This is a genomic window from Olivibacter sp. EAT-5, from assembly GCF_044784325.1.
In the GTDB taxonomy this organism is placed as follows: domain Bacteria; phylum Bacteroidota; class Bacteroidia; order Sphingobacteriales; family Sphingobacteriaceae; genus Olivibacter; species Olivibacter oleidegradans.
Genome location: NZ_CP173028.1, coordinates 6,261,513 through 6,280,243, shown reverse-complemented (window position 1 = coordinate 6,280,243; position 18,731 = coordinate 6,261,513). Strand labels below are relative to the sequence as shown.

Genomic DNA, 18,731 nt, shown 5'->3' with positions numbered 1-18,731 from the left:
AATGACAATACAAAAATGGATGGGGCTTTGCTTCCTAAGCTTCGTTGCAAGCGCCTGTGGAGATTATCTGGACATCAAACCCGACAAACGTTTGGTGGTACCCAGCACGTTAAAAGACCTGCAAGCAATTCTTGATAATTATTCGGTAATGAATATGGAATCGACCCCGTCTTTGGGGGTGGTAGCCAGCGATGATTATTACTTAACTTATAACGATTGGCAAACGGCCAATCTGAATGATCGGAACACCTATGCCTGGGAAAAAGATGTGTTTGAAGCCACAGATAACCGGCCTACGGATTGGTTTATTCCCTATCGTATGATCAATTACGCCAATATTGCGTTGGAAGGCCTTGACAAGATAGTGCCAAATAATTCTGAACTTGCTGCGTGGAATGGTATTAAAGGCAGTGCGCTGTTTTTTAGGGCTTGGGGCCACTATCAATTGGCACAACTGTTTTGTAAGGACTATGATGCGGCTACAGCTACACAAGATGCCGGATTGATTTTACGGCGGGAGTCTGATGTGGAGGCGACCCTAAGCAGAAGTTCGGTGCAAGATAGTTATGATTTCTTCTTACATGATTTGCAGGAAGCTGCTAAGTTGCTACCTATACAAGTGTTTACAACGGCGCGGCCTAGCAGGGTTGCGGTTTATGCCTTGCTGGCACGAATCTATTTGCAGATGCGCAATTACGGACTGGCCCTAGCTTATGCCGATGATGCTTTAGCCTTACAGACGGATTTATTGGATTATAGCTCATTGGATACTTCCTTAGCTTATCCAATCGAGCAGTTTAATAAGGAAGTGATCTTTCAGGCAACCATGAATTACAAAGGAGTACTTTCGGCAGCGAAGCTGCGTGTTGACTCGCTGTTATATGCTTCTTATGACGATGCCGATCTCCGTAAAGCGGTATACTTTTGGGACAATAAGGGTGTGTTAACCTTCAAGGGATCATATGATGGGTCGCTTCGCCTGTTCAGTGGTTTATCGACATCAGAGGTTTACTTAATCAAAGCGGAATGCGAGGCGCGCCTCGGAAATGAAGTGGAGGGAAGAGAAACCTTGGGCAGGTTGCTACGGCTGCGTTATAGGGATGGGCAAGTGCCTTTATCTGAAGAGCCTCTTTTAAGGCAGGTTCTAAATGAACGAAGAAAAGAGTTGATTTTAAGGGGCCTGAGATGGTCTGATTTGCGACGATTGAATAAAGAGGAACCCTATCAGAAAACACTGATAAGGCAGTTGGACAATCGGCAGCGGGTATTGCTGCCCAACAGTAACCTTTACACCTTTCCTTTTCCGGATATTGTAATTTCATTGAACGGAGTGGAACAGAATCCACGGGATTAACACAAATGGGACCATGTAAGTTAAGGCATGGTCCCATTTTTTTTCCCTTGCGAAAGGTTTTCCTAAAAATTGGTTACGCTACTTTTATAGCGTTAAACAGAAGAAATTACTAAACCTTATGGCTGTTTTTCTTCGCGTTCTGTAAAGGCCATATCAGAAGAACTAAGCTCGCTTAGGTTACTGATAGGCGCATCGTCAGTCGGATTCAAGTTGAAGTGCTGACGATCCAATCCAATGGCACACAGTTCTCCCGATCCCGGACAAGTAGTTTGCGGATCAATTGGATTTGCCTGCACCACACCGGTTGCTTCGTCCGCTTCGTACCAGTTGTAATCGGCCCTTGCGTTTGCACTTCCAGCCTTTACGGCTATGGTGCTTCCCGCGAGCACCAATGCGGCCATCATATAAAGGCCATTCTTTAAAATTGGGCTAGTTAATTTAGCCATGGTATGGACTTTTTATCCCGTCAAAAAGTTTCCCTTAAAATACGATCTAATTAAAAGAATAATGGTTATTTATTTGTTGCCAGTTTGGTTGGCTCACCCATTCGCCCGGCTTCCCCGAGGCTAGGCGAATGCTGTATGTTGCGTGTTGAATAAATCCCCCAAATGGAAATCAATAGGAAAAAGAGGTTGAAGAAAAAATGCTGTTTCCAGCTAAGGAACCTAATGACACTCCCACAAGCACAGGGTGTTTTTTCCCAAAAACCTAATAAGGCCATGCCTATATAAATGGTAAAGACCAACAGCAATAAGGAGGAGAGGTACATGGCCCATTTGCGGGTCTTGCTATTGATTAATAGCAATGCCACTACCACAGCTTCTGCAAATGGCAATAGCCAAAGTAGCGCCTGGCCAATTGCCGATGGAAGTGGCTGGCGGAGGATCCCTGCTTTGAAACTGCCATAATCGACTAATTTATCTACTGTTACAGGCACCCATAGTATCAATAATAAGAGTGTTGTGATGGTTATAAAACGTGCTGTCTTCATATGCCTTTTTTTTAATTTAACCTCCAAGCGGACTGCCGATCTTTCTTTCCGTGATCGGCAGTCGGCCTGCGATGGAACGGTTTCTACCTCTCGTTTTCCATATTTTCAAAACTAGGCCATGGATGCGACAGCCAATGCTATCTAGGTAGCATTAGAAGCGGCTCTAGGTAGCATTTGTATGAAACACTTAGGATCTAAGCTTTTTAAGTAGTTTTCTGAAAGTGTTGCGGTTTAAGTTGAGGTAATCGGCTAGGATGTAATGGGGCACACGTTCTGCAATGCCCGGATAGTGTAGCAAGAGCAATTGAACACGGTGGATAGCAGCAGACCGTAACCAATAGCTGTAGCGAACTAAGCGCAATTCGTACTGGGCAACAAGCCGGGTTAATAGGGGGTGGAGGGATGGCCACTCATCTAATAGGCGCTTTAGGTGGCTGGTGGGTAATTGGAGCAGAACACTGTCGTCCAGTGTTTGCAGGCTTTCGGTACGCATGCCACCAAATAGGAAACTATCTGCTTGGAAAATAACATCTCCTTTTTTCCAAAGAAAAAGGGTGTAGTAGTTTTGGGTGTTTTTGTCATATGCAACGCTCCGGCTCACCCCACGCACTACATACCATAAATAACCCTCTTCGGCAGGGCCTGGATACTCCAGATAATGAAAGGCAGGCACTTCTAGTAAATTGATGAATTGATTTAAACGGTCTGCAAGGTGCAGGGGTAGGTTAAAAGATTGGCTTAGTAAAATCAGTGCATCGTTAATATACTTTTCTTTCGCTGTCATGTCTAGGTTTTTTATCAGAAAAAAGCAAATAAATAGCTTTTTAAAATTTGATCAAGTGACAGGGGTGACACTGCGCACTCGTTTTAAGAATCAGTGCTGCAATACGGTATAATAACAAGGCTGTTTAGGTGACATAAGGTGTATTCTCTAATGGAAATTTTTGTAAAAATGCAATTTCGGTACCCGTAAAAGTAATTACGGCCGATTTATTTAGATTTTTACAGAAAAAATTAGATGTTTGAACCGTGATCACCAAATCTCATAGCTATTGAGTAGGTTAATACCGATGCCTTCGATAAAATCGGTACTTAAATTAAACAATAGATAAAATGTTAAAACCGTTGATTTTACCTGAACAAGCCCTAGGATTCTCCGATCTGTGTTTTCGCTACGGAATCATGAATTTGATTGACGATTGTGAGTATTGGGATCTTTAATTTTTTCAAGCACTGCCCGGCTCTAAGGGCAGTGTTTTTATAAACCATTTATGTAAATAATCATGTTAAACAATTATGAAAATAAATTAATCAGCCTGAAGCAGCGGCTGGCGAAGTCATCATGGAAATGCCATCCGCAGATGCTGAATGCTTATGCTTTCTTCAGTGCCAATCTAACGCATTTTATGCCTGGCGTTCCGGCTACTTTGCATCAGAAATGGTTTAGTGAAGCCATTTTAAATAGGCAATGGAACAGACTTGATGAATCATTTTTTAACGATGAACACCCTTTTATAATTCAAGGATGGGATGAAGTATACTTGGAACGGTTAAGGAAACGACCCGGATTGATCTGCACGTTTCATACGGGGTCTTACCGGCTAATTAATTATTTACTATACAGATCACAAATTCCTTTAGCGCTGCTGATAGGCGATTATGCATATCGCGAGCAAAGGCATTTCTTTGATAAGATCAAAGAAGGAATGCGTTCTACTTCAAGAAAAACTGCCTTTTCAACATTAAATGCAACAGATCCAAAGGTGGCGTTTAAAATGAAACGTGCGCTTGAACAGGGATCGAATGTTTTAACGTATTTGGATGGGTACCAAGGAGCGCAGGCTATAGCGGGCGTCAATACCGTGCGCACACCTTTTTTGGCACAGCATCAATTGCTTCGGAAAGGTTTGCCTTACCTTGCCTACAAACTGGATGTGCCGATTTATACGCTTTGCTGTTTCCGTGAAGCAGACAAGAGTCTCAGCTATATATGGCTCGGCCCTTTTGAAAAAAAAGAGATGACACTGCCGGATTTTATTGAGTACACCTTGTATAAAATCTATAGTGGTTTTGCTTCTTACTTACAACATTATCCGGCACAATGGCAAAATTGGTCGAGCTTACACCTCTATGCTAATCGAAATGATTTCTTTGTGCCCGCAAAAAAACAACCGGAAAGTAGAAGAGAACCTCAGGAGATGTTGCACGCTCTGCTAGCCCTTGGTGATGATTTCTTTCTATTGGATAAGCTAACCTATAAGGCCTATCAAATCCCTCAATCTCAGTTTAACGTTTTGCATCAACAATGGTACAATTAACACAATTTAAACTATCGCCCGGTCAACAAAAGCTACTGGGCATCCAAGTAGCTTGTTGGTTACTTTATTTCGGTATCGTGTATATCGGCACCCGATTAAATTTTCCGCAACAACGTGTCGGTACGCTTATTGGAATTTTTGTTCTAAAAGTGATTGTATTTTACCTTTTGCTAGGGATCCTATTTCTGGTATTCAATAAGAAGCATTGGTACAAAGGATTACTGCTATTGCTAATATTTTATTTTTTGGCAGCACCAGGTGCATATTTATATCTCTACAAGTTGATGGTTCATTTGGGCTTTAAGGTAAATCAAAAGGTACCCCCACTAGATTGGAGTTTTCTAGGGCGCATGGCGAAGCATTATATTTTATTGGTCATTTTTGCTGTGGGGCTTTTTGTTTTTTTGAAATACCGCGCATACAAAAATAAGCAAATAGAAATGGCCATTATTGAATATAAGACAAAGATGTATGCAGCGTTGATGGCGAAAGAACTAGAAAAGCTAAAATACGACGTATTAGCGAAGCAAGCTGATCCGCACTTTGTGCATAATATTTTTAATTTATTCTTCGGAGAATTACTTAAATATTCGCCTCGCTGGGCCCAACTAATGGCCTCATTCTCTGGTCTAACGCGCTATACGTTTACACATGCGTCTCAAGGTACCCGCAAAATTGTCGTATCGAAAGAGTGGCAGCAGGTAGAAGCCGCTCTTGCTTTGCAACAAGCCCGTTTTCCGGAAATTCCAATCCTGAAACCCGAAGTGCAAGGAGCGTTTGCAGGCCAGCGTGTATTGCCCATGGCCTTCATTACACCCTTGGAAAATGCGTTTAAGTATGGTGATTTTACAGGCGACGGAGATGCGCTTTACATAAAATTACTTTTGACAGATGACCTGGTTGAATTTACCTGTAGGAATCGCTTTGATCGGCGGTCAAGACCGATCACGTCAAGTGGAACAGGTTTGTCAAACTTAAGGAGAAGGTTGGAGATCGTATTTAAAAATGAATTTCAATTAACGGTGTCGGAAGAAGAAGCATATTTTACTGTAAAAATTAGCATTAACCAATAAATATGATAAATGAATACTCAATTAAGCAAGTCTTTAACTGCATGGTAGTAGATGATGAGCAGGCTTCTGTTACCATTGTTAAGAATTACATTAGCGCAATACCAAACTTAAATTTGGTTTGTTCAACAACGAACCCCGAGGAAGTACCTGCTTTATTGGAAAGGCATAGAATTGATTTACTCTTTTTAGATATTCACATGAAAGGGAAAGATGGTTGGGCGGTTAGGCGGATAGTGGAACCGGATATTCATGTAGTATTTTGTTCAGCGGACAATCGCTTAGGTAGCGAGGTCTTTGATGTGGATGGAGTGGATTATCTGGTAAAGCCATTTACGTTCGATCGTTTCAGTAAAGCGGTAGAACGGGTGATTAATCGGAGTAATGGGCTGCAATATAGTGGTGAGGCGGACGATTTAGATGCAGTCATATCTGTGAAAACAGGTAAAAGTAAAAAGGATATTATTGAATTAGTTGATATCGATTATATCACCACAAATTATAAACGGGTACAGATTCACACTATAAACGGGGTGATTACAGTAGACCATACGTTAAGTGAGTTGATGCAGCGTCTTTCATCGCCGCGTTTTATTCAAGTAAGCAAGTCAACCATCGTAGCCCGTAACCGTATCGCTACTGTACAGGCGAAGTGCGTGATACTGAAAGGTAAAAATAAAACCGTTTTATCTGTTGGGGCGAAGTTTAAAGCGAACGTGCAAGCTTTATATCCGTCGTAAATGGGAAGTGGCATGAATGATTGGCGGGAAAGGTTGAAGCGTATAGAAAAACTTTTGGCTTATTTCAAGGAGGAGAAATTATCGGAACATTGGCAAAAGGACGACTTGCTGCGATTACAAGACGCTTTTATGTTATTGCTTACGGAAATACAGCAGTATTTTGGCGATATGCAACAGGAGTTACTTTCGCGTGGTGAGCTGATTAACCTCTGGGATGAGGAGAAGTTGCACATTCCACTTACCAAGAAGTTGTTTGGAATGGATCATTACCGCTTTTATAAGGAAGTGTGGGATGAATTAAATGCGGTATTATCGGTGCAGAAAGAGACAGAGGATTTATATTTTCGAGTGTCTATCTCAGCGATGCAATTACTTTTCTTGATTCATCTGATGCACGAGGCACGTATTGTGGAAACACCTAAGAAAGGCAACTTATTCCGGTTTATTAGTAAGCATATTGGCACGCTGCAGCATGAAGAGTTATCGTACGAAAGCCTGCGGAAAAAGTACCATACTGCTGATCGCAATACCATTATAAAGGTAAGGCGCTTACTGATGGACTTGGTTAATCTGATTAATAACCACCACCTCTAACATTCGTGTTTAAGAGATAGAGCATCTGCCTTTGGTCTAGGAAATCCATGAGTTCATTAAACCAGGGAATAGTGTAAACAGGATTGTGTGCTATGTCCTGATGGCCAAGATCTATGATGTTTTGTAGGGTATAGAGCTTTTGCCGCTTGCAGATGTCTTGGAAATTTTTGCTAAATCCCAAAGTGTATATTTTTTGGGATAGGAGGTCTTGAGTATTGATAATTGCTGCCATGTTAATAATGCAACGGGCCGTACATTCAGCACCTCTGGGGTCTCAAACCCATTGCACATGAACAAACTGACACCCGCGCATTGGCGGGCGATCAGTCTATTTACCATGTGCATTCAATAATTTGAGACTTCGAGGTGCTTGGTGAATAGCTGTCGCTAAATAATTTATATGTTAAATATTCCTTTTTATATCATCTGTTAATTTTTAAAATTCTTCTCTCAAAGATATTGATAAAATGCTGATGAGGCAAGAATCAATTTTTAAGCTATAAACCCTAAATCAAATCATCATGAACGCAAGACCTAAAGGGCCTGCGCCATGCCCGCAGTGTGCTTATCTCCTTCGCTTATTGTATCGCGAAGTGAGAGGCCTTAAAGAATATACACTCGAAATCCAACGCTTCATTCTCCAAAAGGAAAAGGAAGAAACCGTTTACCGTGATGCGGCTTATACGATGGATCGGGTGGGGATTAGCAAAAGCACCCTATTGCGTTGCCAGAATCAGGGTGAAATCCGTGTCGCAAAGATTGTGAACAGGAAAAAGCTCTATCGCGATCAGGATGTGGAACGGCTTAGAAAAACCTATTGGAGCTTGGATGCCTAACCCGGGATGTTAAAAGTCTTCAATCGCCCCGGCGAGGTCTTTTTTTGCGCCCTAGCGCCTATTTCTCATCATCGTATCAGTCGCCTTTCGTTAACTTTCTGTTTTTTCTACCGCCTTTTCTTCTGTTATACCAGATGAAAAATCCGGTAAGAGGAAGGGATGCGGAAATAAGCGATGCAGAAAATGCTAGTATTTTGCCGGGCAAGCCCAGAATGCTGCCCACATGAAGATCGTAATACATGGCCCTAAATTTGGTTCCGGTGGGTTGCTCCCGAAAGCGATGGGTCTCCATCACGGTTCCTGTTTGTGTGTTGTATGTACGCACGATGGTTTGGTAAACTTTTTCGAAACGTACCAGCGTATTGATTTGCGCGGTTTGGCTGTCTTTTGGGAAATAAAACAAATATCCCAGCGCACCGGGGTATTGGCTTTTTAGATCATGTAATATGGCATCATAGGGATCCATTTGCGCGGTGTTATATGGAAATGATGTCGGTTTCGTTACTATGTTAGCATTTGGCTGTTGCTTTTGATTCAGCGCTCCTTCAACTTGGCGGGCAAGCCAGGGGAAGGCCCATAAGATACCCGTTAGTGCAATGATGAGGCCTAAGCTAAGCATATAAAAGCCCAATATGCTGTGCAGCTCGTAATTTTTTCGCTTGATACCGGTGCCGGATTTCCAACGAAACCAAAAGCGTTTTCGTCTTGCCTTTTTGCTTTTAGGCCACCATAAGTAGAGCCCGCTAAGGAGCAGCAGGACATACATAAGCGTGGCAAAGCCCACCATCGGCTGTCCGATGGCCGTATCCAGCAATAAACTCCAATGGAGATAAAGAATGATGCGGAAAAATTCAAACTCGGAATTTTCGTGATGCATGATTTGACCGCTGTGAGGATCAATAAAAAGGGATTCGTAGTATTTCTTTTCTTCCCAGTACCAAAGCCCGCTTTTTTCATTTTCTTTAAAAGCACGAAAATGCCACGTTTTAGCGGGGTTATTGTATAGCTCAAGTGTGGATACCGGCTTTTCAGCCCCCCAGTATGCCTGAGCGGTGTGCATGAGCTGAGAAAAGGAGAGCGTTTGCCCTGCGGTGGCTTCGGTTTGCCGGTTACGGGGATGAATGACGGATTTTATTTCTACTTCAAAGGCGAGAATACAGCCTGTTAGGCCCAATAGAAGGACGATTGCGCCGGAGCTCATTCCGAGCCAGAGATGCAAGGCAGATACAATTTTTTTTAGTTGAGTCATCGTTGTAATGGCGCCGGGCAGGCTCTTTTGCCCGGCGCTATAATGGTATGTTAAAACCGGAAGTTGAGATTGGCTGCGAAGTTGGCAGGGGCTTGCGGGTTTCCCCAGTAGTCCCAATACCGCTTGTCAAAGAGGTTGTTGGCCTTTAACTGTATACCCCAGGCTTGCTTTTGATAGTAAATAACGGCATTTGCCAAGCTGTAGGACGGTATGAAAAAGGTATTATCCGTGGCGCGGTACATTTTGTCCACATAGTTCATACCTACACCAACTCCCAGACCTTTCAATCGTTTCTGAAAGGTGTACGAGGCCCAGATATTGGCTACGTTTTCCGGTGCGTTGGCTGCTTTATTACCCTCAATGGCCGGGTCCGAAGCGCTGACGATGCGGTTGTTATTATAGGCATAACCTGCCACTATATTAAGCCCGGTTAAGGGCTGTGCAATCAGTTCGAGGTCTATCCCTTTACTGACCTGTTCACCATCCTGCACAATGAACAGTGCTGCATTGGTGCGTGTGGCATTATCTATTTTGATATAATAGTAACTGGCGGTGAAGCTAAACTTTTTGTTGAAGAGTTCTGTCTTTACACCGCCTTCGGCCTGATTGGCAAATAGGGGATCTAATACCTGTCTGCTGCCATCGGGCTGCAGCGCCGGGGCTACATTTTGGAAACCGCTCATGTAGTTTCCAAATAGGGAAAGTTGTTGGGGTATCAGCTGATAAACGAGTCCGAATTTGGGTGCAAAGGATGTCTGCTCAAAACCGTCGTCCGACCCTTCCGTGGCTTCCCTGTCAAAACGGTCCATCCGTAGCGATAACATGGCAGAAAGCCGGGGCAGCAGTTCTATCATATCGGAAGCATAAACACTGATGGTGTTTTGTGTGGGGGAAGGGAAGGGGGCATAGCTTACCAGCTCATCAATACTTTGCCGGAGCACGGGCTGAAAGGGTTGCGTAACATCAATCTGATCGATTACCTGGGCTTCGGCAAAGAGAAAGTTGGAGGCGTAATGACGATAATTAGCACCTAACAGCAATTTATGACGGATGCTGCCTGTTGCAAATGTACCGTTAATGTTATGTTGTAAATTGGTGTAACCGTTGTAAACGGGGCCATATACAGCAGATGCCCTTACAGCGGTGCGGGGAGACATCCATATTACGGGACGCTGATAACTACGCTCCACATCTTCCGAAACGTATGAAAAGAGGGTGGTGGATTTAAAGTTGTCTGACAGCTTGTAAACGGCTTCGGCATAGATGCGGGTAGCACGGTTTTTTACATCCACATTATCATGGTAAAGCGTTTTGCGATAATCTAAAAGGATATCACTGGGCTGTTGAATATCCGCCGAGCGGATCAGAAAATTCATGGGTTGTGTATTGTGTACATGCAATAGCTCGGCATCTACGTTTAGGGACAGCCTTTCATTGACACGATAACTCAAACTGGGCGCCACCAGGAACGTATTGTTAAAGCCGTAGGAAAGGAAACTTCTTTCCCGGTGCAGTGCGCTATTGATACGAAAAAGTACTTTCTTTTCGGCGTCAAGGGGTGTGTTAAAGTCAATCGTTACCCTGTTCAGTCCAAAGCTTCCGGTGGTATAGCTGAGTTCTGTTCGTTTTGCTTCAATGGGTTTTTTGGTAACGAGGTTTACTACTCCGCCGAATGACGAAACGGAGGAACCGAAAAGCGTGCCTGAGGGGCCTTTCAGCACTTCGATGCGCTCGATATTGGCTAGATCCATCGCAGAGCGCTCGGAAGTGGATTCCATACCATTTCTGGCATTGATGCCCACACCAAAGCCACGGAAGTAGGCGCTAAGGCCGCCTGAGGGATTGGTAACGGGTACGGCTCCGGCAGCATTTCGGATGGCATCAGCAATGGTATAGGAAACTTGTTCTTGCATGAGCTGTTTGGTAACAACGCTGTACACCTGGGGATTTTCCAGATTGCTCAGGGGCATGCGCGCAACATAGTCCGTTTCTTTGTTGGCAAAACGGTTTGCACGCTCGCCGTTTACGACCACTTCCTGTAGGGCCTGGGCATCTTCATAGAGAGTAATGGAAATATCGTTGGTATGGTTGGCTTGTACCTGCACTTCTTTTGCCTGCCGTTTGACACCTACGTAATCGGCAGTTAATTGGTAGGTACCCACTTCTATCTGCCGGAACTGGAAGCGGCCGTTCTCATCTGCCTGCATCTTGTTGCTACCCAGGCTCACGGTGACATAGCCTGCGGGCCGCCCATCGTTGGTGCGAACTTCGCCTCGGATAGTTCCTTTACCGGCGGATGGTTGCAGGTTAATGCGGTTACCATTTACCGCTAGTTGGCCAATGCCATTGGGAAAGAGCTGTTGCAGTGCATCTTCGAGGGTTACATGATCAAGATGGACGCTTGTTTGTCTTGCCACATCAAGCAGATCGGCACTGTAAACGAATGTACACCCGCTATGGGTCTCTAAGGCTTCTAGGATCTGGGAAACAGACACGTTGTTTAAGTGGACGCTAATGCGTTTTTTCAATAGGCTGGTTTGTGCTGTGGCGGATAAAGCGATGAGTAATATGCATAAGAGAATACTGGCCTTTTTCCAAATAACGGAAAATGCCTTGGTGCTATACGGCAAAAAGTTCATATTTTTGATGACAGTAATGTGATTGATTAAGAATTCATTGCTCGGCCCGGTGAACAATTTTGGCGATGCGTACACCGGGCTATTTTGTTGTATTTACTTGATGAATAAGACCTCCTTGTTTTTAATTTTATACTGAATATGTAAAGCAAAAGCGATGTCGTGCACTACCTCTTTGAGGGTAGCATTTTTGAAATGTGCCCTTACTTTTGTGTTTGCGAGTGCCGCATCGGTTATCTTGACATCGGTATCGTACCATCTTTCCAGCTCTAAAGCAACCTCTGCTAAAGGTATGTGATCAAATCGAAGTTGGCCGTTTTTCCAGCCGCTGTAGTGCTGGCTGTTTACCTTTTTCTCTTGGAGTGATCCGGCTATATGCTGGCCCTGCATACCCGCAGAAAGGGTCAGGGTATCTGTCGCTCCTATTGCGCTCACTTGCACCTTGCCTGTTTCAACGGTTACGACTTCTTTGCCGGGTTTCCGACTGTTGACGTTGAACTGGGTTCCGAGTACACGGATCTGAACTTCTCCGGCTTCTACCTGAAAGGGTTGGGCGGGATTTTGCTGTATGTCGAAAAAGCCTTCTCCTTGCAGGATGACGTGCCGTTGTTCTTTTGAAAAATGAACCGGATACTGGAGTGTACTCCCCGCATGCAGGTAAACTTTGCTGCCATCGGATAAAATGACTTGCATTTGTTTTCCTTTTGCTACGGTAACTGTTTTATACGGAACGGAATCTTTTTGAGGGGTAAACAGGTCCTGATGCGTCCAGAGGTAGCTGCCGATGCCCATCAGGAAAATAATCGAGGCGGCTACTTTTATTAGCGTTTGCTTATAAAAAGGGCTTTTTATATTTGGTGCCGGCGCATCATCCAGCTGGCTTTGCTGGGTGATGCGCTGCCAAAGCACTGACTTCATAGTGGCTTCGTTTTGGACGGTACGCAGGGCATGATCCCGATCAGGAGGAGTGCCACTGGCGATCCAAGCTTCCACGCGCTGCCGTTCTTCGGGCGAGCATTGTCCTAACCAGTATTTTTTCAACAAACCGTGATCTACCTCCATGCGAACGTTTATTACACTAGTCGGATCTGGACGGATTTACCCTTAGTTGAAAGTGAAATTATTTTTGGCTGCGCTGTAAATGAAGATTTTCTTTTAGAAAACGTAGGGCCTTGGTAAGGTGAGCTTCTACCGTTTTTTCAGAGAGCTTTAACTGCGATGCGATTTCCGGGATGCTGAGGCCACTGTTTCTGCTTAAGCTGTAAACCTGTTTGCACCTGCAAGGCAGGTTGTTTACCAAGCCCTGCACAAAGCGGTGGAGATCACGGTAATAAATAGTTTCCTCGGTATTATTGACGGTATCGCAAAAGTCTTGAGAAAGGCAGCTGTGCTGATCCTCCCGTTTATATTTTTCACGAAAAAAATCATTAATCTTAAGCCTGGCCGCGCGATATAGGTAATATTCTACCTCACTGTGTAGCTGAATGCTGTCTTTTCTGTTCCAAAGAGAGCAAAAGATGTCTTGTACGATATCCATTGCCAGGTCATCATCCTGGGTATAATACTGGCAAAATGCAACTAATCTTTTCCAATATAGATCAAATAGTGCACGAAAGCTCTGCTCGTCAAGCAAGTTTACTAGGTGTGCGCTTTTGTTTCTCTTGAAAATCTTCACAAAAATTAGGATCTGTTGACTTTACCCGCACAAATATAGAAAACTATATGGATTAATTCTAAATAATAATAACATGGAAAGTCTTCTGTTTTTTAGTGCCAACGGGGTCAGCTCAGCGAAATTTGATAGTCTTACAGGGGCTTATGGATCGGGTATGATACGATCTTGATAGCGATGATTATCTTGGAATTTAACCGTACAAATGGTTCTAAAGTCTAAGACGCAATGGCATTCGGTTCGTTGTGGCATGGATTGATATGCTGCTGCTGTGATAAATACCTAATTAATTCGACAGACTTTTAGGTTTTTTTCAGATTCTGATCAGGTTTTTACCAGATTTATCTGGTCAGGATCTGGTCGGACCTGATCAATACCTGGGAAAAGGCGAAGTTGCCTTGGTGTTAGTACGAATTTGTTAACAGGTGTTATGCGCTAAGTGCAAACGTTCTTCTGCTTGGAAGTACCCAGGCAGCAAGGTGCGGTGGCAGGATAATAGCCGCCTTAATTAGTAGCGGTTTACGCTTCTCCTACGCGTCAACTTTCCAGATTATCCGCTTCACATCCGCTTCAAGTGCTTTCCCTCGCTGTTTTAACCTGAATAGGCTCTTTATGTTTGTGCCATGAAGCAAGAAATACCGGTATAAATGATTGCGGATTGTATGGTTAAACTTTTAAATTTTAAACAATGGGAAGAATTAGAAACGGAGCCAACGGTGGCTTCAAAGGTAAGGCAGGAAGTGTGATCGGCAGCAGTTGGAAAAGTATAGACTATATCAAAGGGCTCTACAAAAAGCGTTCAAAACCGGCTACGGAAGAGCAGCTGATGCAACAGGCTAAATTTTCGCTGATCACGGCTTTTCTCTTTCCGATCAAGGCGCTGTTGCGTATCGGCTTTGGTCTGAAAAAGGCTAATACGAATACGGCAATGAACATGGCCCTGAAAGCGAATATTATGGATGCCGTGGTAGGTGCTTATCCCGATTATATGTTGGATTACAGCAAGATCAAACTGAGCACGGGTGGGCTATTTACGGCAGGCAGTGAAACCATAACGCGTACGGGCACTGAACTGACAGTTACCTGGAATGCCACCGTAAATCCGATAAGTGGCAATATCGACGATTCGGTTTATGTTCTGGTGTACCACCCCGCTTCCGAGCAGTTCCTGACGACTGATGTAGTGCCGTTGCGGAGCGACGGTGAGGCAAGTATTAATATCCCTGCTCATATCACCGCCGGTGAAGGGCACGCATGGATATTCTATGCGGAGCGAAAAGCGAAAGAGGTTTCTAAAAGCATCTATTTAGGAACGGTGTCATTTGATTAACCGGCAAGGTGGCGCCAATAGCGGCGCCACCTGCCTTTAATGTATGGGTATATGCTACTGATATCTGAACAGAATGGAAGGAAAAAAGAGGACCTGAATGGAAAACTCGTTTCGCAAACACGTTTGACAATAGCGGTACGCTATTTATCGCCGCTGCGTAAGATCATTGCCATGGGCTATGGAAAGCACAATAAAAGGAGTGCATTTAATATGGCCGTAGCCGATGCGATGCGTTATGCCATTGAGGGGATGTATCCTGATCTAACGGTAAATCCGCAAAAGGTTCGCCTTACACGGGGAGGGGTGCTCCATCCTTTGAATCCTGCGGCGGTGCGTATTGGAGATAAATTGACGGTAACTTTTGACCCGGGCTTTGATAAACTATACGGCTTCGGTGATGACGAAGTAATACTATGTGCTTATAATCCGGACGTAGGTGTGGCGGGTATTAATGAGGAAAGGTGCAGGAGGCAGGATGGTGCGCTGGAATTACAGCTGCCCGTGCAATTGGCGGATGCAGCCGTGACGGTTTACCTGTTTGCACGCGATCGCTCCGGCAAGCGCTTTTCTAACAGTGTCTTTCTGGGAGTACTTTAGCGGCGAGTTGCGGGAGATGTTGAGTAGTTAAATAGTTGGTAGTTAAATAGTTGAGTGGTTGAGTAGATTTATTAGTGTTGAGTTATGAACGATGCCTGCCTGCCGGTAGGCAGGAATTTTGAGTGAGTGCCTACCGCTTATAGCCTACAGCATAAAGCTGATAGCTGACATCCGAAAGCTGACTGCTGACGGCGGACAGCCAATACTTAAAGCCCATTGCCTGAAGCTTACAGCTAATCCCTAACCCCTAAAAACTAAATGATATGATTAAACTAATAAGAATCGCCGAAGGCATAAACACGACCCTCGGCCAGTTATACATTGACAATCTCTTCCAGTGCTATATTCTGGAAGATAAAATACGGGATGAAAAAATCCCGGGAGAAACGGCCATCCCGGCGGGGACCTATCAATTGGGTTTGAATAAGCTGGCGGGTATGAACGCGAAATATCAGAGCCGATACAGTTCCATGCATAAGGGAATGGTAGAAATCAGAGGTATTCCCAATTTCAGTTTGGTGTTCTTCCATATCGGCAATTACCACACCGACACTCGTGGTTGCCCCTTAACCGGAAGTTATTATCAGCTCATTAACGGCGATTATCGGGTACTGCATTCGGCAGATGCTTATAGAAGGGTGTATCCTTTATTAGCAAAGGCCGCTGCCGCGGGGAGTAGTTTAGTTGTCGAGTAATTTCGTTTACTTTTTTTCCTTCAGCTGAAAAAAGTAACAAAAAAAAGCCGCGGCTGAAATCTTCCTTCGAATGTTTCTGCTATTACTTAGCCTGTGGTAACCGGAATATTTGAGGCCGATTTATAGGATATGATGGACCCTCCCTTCGAAATCGTACATTTCGGAACAGCAGTGCTTAAAAGGGATATAGTGCGCAGAGCAAAACGGCCTTATAGTAGCTATGGCAACAGTGCGAGCTTATACCTTAAAGCTTACAACTTATTGATCGCTGATAGCTGACATCCGAAAGCCGATAGCTTATACCTAATTTCTAACCTCTAAAAGCTAAATAACAATGAAACCGAGATGTAAATAACATTGACACACGGGGGCAATGATTATTTACTCGAGCTCTCATCAACCATTAAAAAGAAAATAAACGGATGAAATCATTAGAATTAATAACCTTATTAGGTACGATCATCAGTATTTTATTATCAATTATAGCCTATTTCTTAAAACAGTTACATGGTAACTTCCGGAAAATGGAGCAGGATGTGTCTATCATGAAAGCGAGTATACAATTGCTGAAAGCAGATTTAAAAGCGAATTATAATTTACTGCGACAGCGGATGGAGTTTTTGGAGAATCGCTATAGGCCATAGGCTGTAAACCAACAGCCAATAACCAATAACCAATAACTAACAACGAATAACAAATAACGAAAAATATGAAAACTGAAATAACAGAAAGAATCAAATCCCCAACACCGAAGTTCTTTAAAAGAATAAGAACCATCGGTTTAACCTTGGGTGCGGTAGGCGGGGCGTTGCTAACAGCTCCTATTACTTTACCGGCAACGGTAGTTACCATCGCCGGTTACCTCGCAACGGCCGGTATTGTAGCATCAGCCATCTCAACGGTGGCGAAGGAAGATAAGTGAGTAAAGGGTGTCTCCTATGGTTGTTCTAAACAAATGTAGGAGATACCTCTTGTAGTAGCAATCCGAAATCTCTCATCCCATCTTTTCCTTGTTTCATCCTTTTAATAGCCCGTTTAAACGAATACTAATTGTACTTCTACCTTACCTTTTTAGTTTTGGTGACTTTTGATATGCAGAACAGCTTCAGATCCGGTATTTCTGTTATGTTAAAATGCAGCTATAAAAATCTCTTAAATATGAAAAGGTTAGATGATACGGACTCAAAAAAACACATAATTGTTGTTGGCGGAGGTTTTGCAGGTTTGAACTTTGCCAGACAGATAGCCAACAATAAATATTACGACCTCACCTTATTGGATAGAAATAACTATAATTATTTTACGCCATTGCTTTATCAAGTAGCTACCGGCTTTTTAGACCCGGCGAGTATCAGTTACCCTTTTCGTATGCTGTTTAGAAAAACAGGTATCAAATTTAGAATGGCTGAAGTGAAGTATGTTGATACCAATACGAAAACGCTCCACTTAAATGATGGTAAAATCACCTATGATCAGTTAGTTTTTGCTGCCGGTGCAAAAACCAATTTTTTTGGCAATGCGGAAATGCCGGGGAAAACATTATCACTGAAAGGAATAGACGATGCAATAGCGATGCGGAATGAGCTGATCAGAACAATGGAAAAAGCGGCCGTTGAAGTGGATTTAGAAGAACGTAAGAAACTCTTAACCTTCGTGATTGTGGGTGGTGGTGCTACGGGAGTGGAAATTGCCGGTGTTTTTGCAGAAATGAAAAAGTATATAGTTGCTAAAGATTATCCGGAGCTAAAGGATGCGGAGGGCGCTATTTATATTGTAGACGGCCATGAAAATCTGCTCGCACCAATGAGTAAAAAAACACATAAAGCGGCTTATGATACCCTATGCCGCCTGGGCGTAAACATTAAGTTGCATACGGTCGTTTCAAGCTATGAAGATGATAGAGTGACCTTCTCCGACGGGCAATTTGTGGAGGCTAAGACCGTAATATGGTGTGCAGGCGTTACGGCTAATGTGTTTGATGGCATTCCTGCAAGTAGTTTAGGACCCGGCAATAGGATCAAGACAGATCAGTTCAGCCAGGTTCTCGGATTGGAAAATGTATATGCGATAGGTGATATTAGCATACAGGAGACGGATGCGGTTTACCCGAAAGGACATCCGCAGCTAGCACAACCGGCCATTCAACAGGGGCGCCACCTTGCGAAGAATTTTCTGGCAATTGCTAAAGAAAGGGAACCTAAACCTTTTAAATATTTTGATAAAGGCGATATGGCCATTATTGGGCGAAATTACGCAGTGGCGGATCTCTTTAAACATAAGCTTCATTTCGGTGGCTTTTTAGGCTTAATGAGTTGGCTGTTTATCCATATCATGTCGCTCGTTAATTATAACAATAAAATTAAAACATTTTATGGATGGCTCATTGCTTATCTAACACGTGATCAACATTTAAGAATGATTTTTAAGGAGCCCTTAAAAGAAGAACAGGAAGATAATGCTTTACCGTGACCTAAACTGAGCCGCGTACCGTGGGAACCGGAACAGGAACAATTGTCATAGCGCTGTTATAACTGAAAATAGGCTAATTTATAAGTGTTTGATAACAAGTAATTCCTACCCTGTTTGCCATTACTTACCCTAGGGTAAGTGCTTGATAACGTGATGGACAAGTTGGTCTTTTGTGCAAAA

Annotated in this window: 20 protein-coding genes; 12 read left to right on the top strand and 8 right to left on the bottom strand. The window is 43.6% G+C overall.

Annotated elements, in window-relative coordinates; translation table 11 throughout:
- The first annotated feature begins 1 nt into the window (after nucleotide 1).
- Nucleotides 2-1,354 (top strand): RagB/SusD family nutrient uptake outer membrane protein, encoded by a 1,353-nt coding sequence (locus tag ACH11B_RS26465; RefSeq protein ID WP_377611299.1) that lies wholly within the window; start codon nucleotides 2-4, stop codon nucleotides 1,352-1,354.
- 116 nt (nucleotides 1,355-1,470) lie between these two features.
- Here the strand turns inward: ACH11B_RS26465 and ACH11B_RS26460 are convergent, their stop codons facing one another.
- The 3 genes from ACH11B_RS26460 to ACH11B_RS26450 all read right to left on the bottom strand — a co-directional run bounded on the left by ACH11B_RS26460 (nucleotide 1,471) and on the right by ACH11B_RS26450 (nucleotide 3,129).
- Complete coding sequence (locus ACH11B_RS26460; RefSeq protein WP_377611297.1) at nucleotides 1,471-1,800, bottom strand: hypothetical protein; 330 nt, start codon at nucleotides 1,798-1,800, stop codon at nucleotides 1,471-1,473.
- 65 nt (nucleotides 1,801-1,865) lie between these two features.
- Nucleotides 1,866-2,345, bottom strand: a complete 480-nt coding sequence (locus ACH11B_RS26455; protein WP_377611296.1) for a MauE/DoxX family redox-associated membrane protein — start codon at nucleotides 2,343-2,345, stop codon at nucleotides 1,866-1,868.
- 187 nt (nucleotides 2,346-2,532) lie between these two features.
- A complete protein-coding gene (locus ACH11B_RS26450; protein WP_377611294.1) occupies nucleotides 2,533-3,129 on the bottom strand; it encodes a Crp/Fnr family transcriptional regulator in 597 nt (198 codons plus the stop codon).
- Nucleotides 3,130-3,628: 499 nt separating this feature from the next.
- On the opposite strand from ACH11B_RS26450, the gene ACH11B_RS26445 reads away from it, so the two are divergent.
- Genes ACH11B_RS26445 through ACH11B_RS26430 form a run of 4 tightly spaced genes read left to right on the top strand, consistent with a single transcriptional unit; the run spans nucleotide 3,629 to nucleotide 7,067 of the window.
- The gene (locus ACH11B_RS26445) at nucleotides 3,629-4,663 is read left to right on the top strand and encodes a hypothetical protein (protein ID WP_377611292.1); all 1,035 of its coding nucleotides are present in this window, start codon (nucleotides 3,629-3,631) and stop codon (nucleotides 4,661-4,663) included.
- The gene (locus ACH11B_RS26440) at nucleotides 4,651-5,736 is read left to right on the top strand and encodes a sensor histidine kinase (protein WP_377611290.1); all 1,086 of its coding nucleotides are present in this window, start codon (nucleotides 4,651-4,653) and stop codon (nucleotides 5,734-5,736) included. Before ACH11B_RS26445 ends, ACH11B_RS26440 begins: the two co-directional genes overlap by 13 nt.
- 2 nt (nucleotides 5,737-5,738) lie before the next feature.
- Nucleotides 5,739-6,473, top strand: coding sequence for a LytTR family DNA-binding domain-containing protein (locus ACH11B_RS26435; protein ID WP_130856664.1), 735 nt, complete (start codon nucleotides 5,739-5,741; stop codon nucleotides 6,471-6,473).
- Entirely contained in the window at nucleotides 6,474-7,067 is a 594-nt protein-coding gene (locus ACH11B_RS26430; RefSeq protein WP_377611287.1) for a hypothetical protein, read from the top strand.
- On the opposite strand, the gene ACH11B_RS26425 is transcribed toward ACH11B_RS26430, so the two are convergent.
- Nucleotides 7,048-7,299 carry a hypothetical protein gene (locus ACH11B_RS26425; RefSeq protein WP_130856666.1) on the bottom strand — a complete coding sequence of 84 codons (252 nt, stop codon included), beginning with the start codon at nucleotides 7,297-7,299 and terminating at the stop codon, nucleotides 7,048-7,050. The two genes, ACH11B_RS26430 and ACH11B_RS26425, sit on opposite strands and share 20 nt — an antisense overlap.
- A gap of 289 nt (nucleotides 7,300-7,588) precedes the next feature.
- Between ACH11B_RS26425 and ACH11B_RS26420 the strand changes: the two genes are divergently transcribed.
- Nucleotides 7,589-7,903 carry a hypothetical protein gene (locus ACH11B_RS26420; protein ID WP_377477611.1) on the top strand — a complete coding sequence of 105 codons (315 nt, stop codon included), beginning with the start codon at nucleotides 7,589-7,591 and terminating at the stop codon, nucleotides 7,901-7,903.
- 76 nt (nucleotides 7,904-7,979) lie between these two features.
- Here the strand turns inward: ACH11B_RS26420 and ACH11B_RS26415 are convergent, their stop codons facing one another.
- From ACH11B_RS26415 to ACH11B_RS26400, 4 genes are all read right to left on the bottom strand, one after another.
- Entirely contained in the window at nucleotides 7,980-9,152 is a 1,173-nt protein-coding gene (locus ACH11B_RS26415; protein WP_377477609.1) for a PepSY-associated TM helix domain-containing protein, read from the bottom strand.
- A gap of 50 nt (nucleotides 9,153-9,202) precedes the next feature.
- Nucleotides 9,203-11,791: a TonB-dependent siderophore receptor gene (locus ACH11B_RS26410; RefSeq protein WP_377611285.1), complete on the bottom strand. Its 2,589-nt coding sequence runs from the start codon at nucleotides 11,789-11,791 to the stop codon at nucleotides 9,203-9,205.
- 93 nt (nucleotides 11,792-11,884) lie between these two features.
- On the bottom strand, nucleotides 11,885-12,850 hold the full coding sequence (locus ACH11B_RS26405; protein WP_377477605.1) for a FecR family protein: 966 nt from the start codon (nucleotides 12,848-12,850) through the stop codon (nucleotides 11,885-11,887).
- Nucleotides 12,851-12,908: 58 nt separating this feature from the next.
- Complete coding sequence (locus ACH11B_RS26400) at nucleotides 12,909-13,463, bottom strand: RNA polymerase sigma-70 factor (RefSeq protein ID WP_168204590.1); 555 nt, start codon at nucleotides 13,461-13,463, stop codon at nucleotides 12,909-12,911.
- A gap of 685 nt (nucleotides 13,464-14,148) precedes the next feature.
- On the opposite strand from ACH11B_RS26400, the gene ACH11B_RS26395 reads away from it, so the two are divergent.
- The 6 genes from ACH11B_RS26395 (at nucleotide 14,149) to ACH11B_RS26370 (ending at nucleotide 18,551) form a co-directional block, all read left to right on the top strand.
- Nucleotides 14,149-14,790, top strand: coding sequence for a DUF6266 family protein (locus tag ACH11B_RS26395; protein WP_377611283.1), 642 nt, complete (start codon nucleotides 14,149-14,151; stop codon nucleotides 14,788-14,790).
- A 51-nt stretch (nucleotides 14,791-14,841) separates the two neighbouring features.
- Complete coding sequence (locus ACH11B_RS26390) at nucleotides 14,842-15,387, top strand: DUF6266 family protein (protein ID WP_377611281.1); 546 nt, start codon at nucleotides 14,842-14,844, stop codon at nucleotides 15,385-15,387.
- 263 nt (nucleotides 15,388-15,650) lie between these two features.
- Nucleotides 15,651-16,082 carry a DUF5675 family protein gene (locus tag ACH11B_RS26385; protein ID WP_377611279.1) on the top strand — a complete coding sequence of 144 codons (432 nt, stop codon included), beginning with the start codon at nucleotides 15,651-15,653 and terminating at the stop codon, nucleotides 16,080-16,082.
- 422 nt (nucleotides 16,083-16,504) lie between these two features.
- The gene (locus ACH11B_RS26380) at nucleotides 16,505-16,726 is read left to right on the top strand and encodes a hypothetical protein (protein ID WP_377611277.1); all 222 of its coding nucleotides are present in this window, start codon (nucleotides 16,505-16,507) and stop codon (nucleotides 16,724-16,726) included.
- Between the two features lie 65 nt (nucleotides 16,727-16,791).
- Entirely contained in the window at nucleotides 16,792-17,004 is a 213-nt protein-coding gene (locus tag ACH11B_RS26375) for a hypothetical protein (RefSeq protein WP_377611275.1), read from the top strand.
- A 236-nt stretch (nucleotides 17,005-17,240) separates the two neighbouring features.
- The gene (locus ACH11B_RS26370; RefSeq protein WP_377611273.1) at nucleotides 17,241-18,551 is read left to right on the top strand and encodes an NAD(P)/FAD-dependent oxidoreductase; all 1,311 of its coding nucleotides are present in this window, start codon (nucleotides 17,241-17,243) and stop codon (nucleotides 18,549-18,551) included.
- Nucleotides 18,552-18,731 lie beyond the last annotated feature (180 nt).

Coding starts and splice junctions, on each gene's coding strand:
- ACH11B_RS26465 (WP_377611299.1), top strand. CDS start 2: ATGACAATACAAAAATGGATGGGGCTTTGCTTCCTAAGCTTCGTTGCA.
- ACH11B_RS26460 (WP_377611297.1), bottom strand. CDS start 1,800: ATGGCTAAATTAACTAGCCCAATTTTAAAGAATGGCCTTTATATGATG.
- ACH11B_RS26455 (WP_377611296.1), bottom strand. CDS start 2,345: ATGAAGACAGCACGTTTTATAACCATCACAACACTCTTATTATTGATA.
- ACH11B_RS26450 (WP_377611294.1), bottom strand. CDS start 3,129: ATGACAGCGAAAGAAAAGTATATTAACGATGCACTGATTTTACTAAGC.
- ACH11B_RS26445 (WP_377611292.1), top strand. CDS start 3,629: ATGTTAAACAATTATGAAAATAAATTAATCAGCCTGAAGCAGCGGCTG.
- ACH11B_RS26440 (WP_377611290.1), top strand. CDS start 4,651: ATGGTACAATTAACACAATTTAAACTATCGCCCGGTCAACAAAAGCTA.
- ACH11B_RS26435 (WP_130856664.1), top strand. CDS start 5,739: ATGATAAATGAATACTCAATTAAGCAAGTCTTTAACTGCATGGTAGTA.
- ACH11B_RS26430 (WP_377611287.1), top strand. CDS start 6,474: ATGGGAAGTGGCATGAATGATTGGCGGGAAAGGTTGAAGCGTATAGAA.
- ACH11B_RS26425 (WP_130856666.1), bottom strand. CDS start 7,299: ATGGCAGCAATTATCAATACTCAAGACCTCCTATCCCAAAAAATATAC.
- ACH11B_RS26420 (WP_377477611.1), top strand. CDS start 7,589: ATGAACGCAAGACCTAAAGGGCCTGCGCCATGCCCGCAGTGTGCTTAT.
- ACH11B_RS26415 (WP_377477609.1), bottom strand. CDS start 9,152: ATGACTCAACTAAAAAAAATTGTATCTGCCTTGCATCTCTGGCTCGGA.
- ACH11B_RS26410 (WP_377611285.1), bottom strand. CDS start 11,791: ATGAACTTTTTGCCGTATAGCACCAAGGCATTTTCCGTTATTTGGAAA.
- ACH11B_RS26405 (WP_377477605.1), bottom strand. CDS start 12,850: ATGGAGGTAGATCACGGTTTGTTGAAAAAATACTGGTTAGGACAATGC.
- ACH11B_RS26395 (WP_377611283.1), top strand. CDS start 14,149: ATGGGAAGAATTAGAAACGGAGCCAACGGTGGCTTCAAAGGTAAGGCA.
- ACH11B_RS26390 (WP_377611281.1), top strand. CDS start 14,842: ATGCTACTGATATCTGAACAGAATGGAAGGAAAAAAGAGGACCTGAAT.
- ACH11B_RS26385 (WP_377611279.1), top strand. CDS start 15,651: ATGATTAAACTAATAAGAATCGCCGAAGGCATAAACACGACCCTCGGC.
- ACH11B_RS26380 (WP_377611277.1), top strand. CDS start 16,505: ATGAAATCATTAGAATTAATAACCTTATTAGGTACGATCATCAGTATT.
- ACH11B_RS26375 (WP_377611275.1), top strand. CDS start 16,792: ATGAAAACTGAAATAACAGAAAGAATCAAATCCCCAACACCGAAGTTC.
- ACH11B_RS26370 (WP_377611273.1), top strand. CDS start 17,241: ATGAAAAGGTTAGATGATACGGACTCAAAAAAACACATAATTGTTGTT.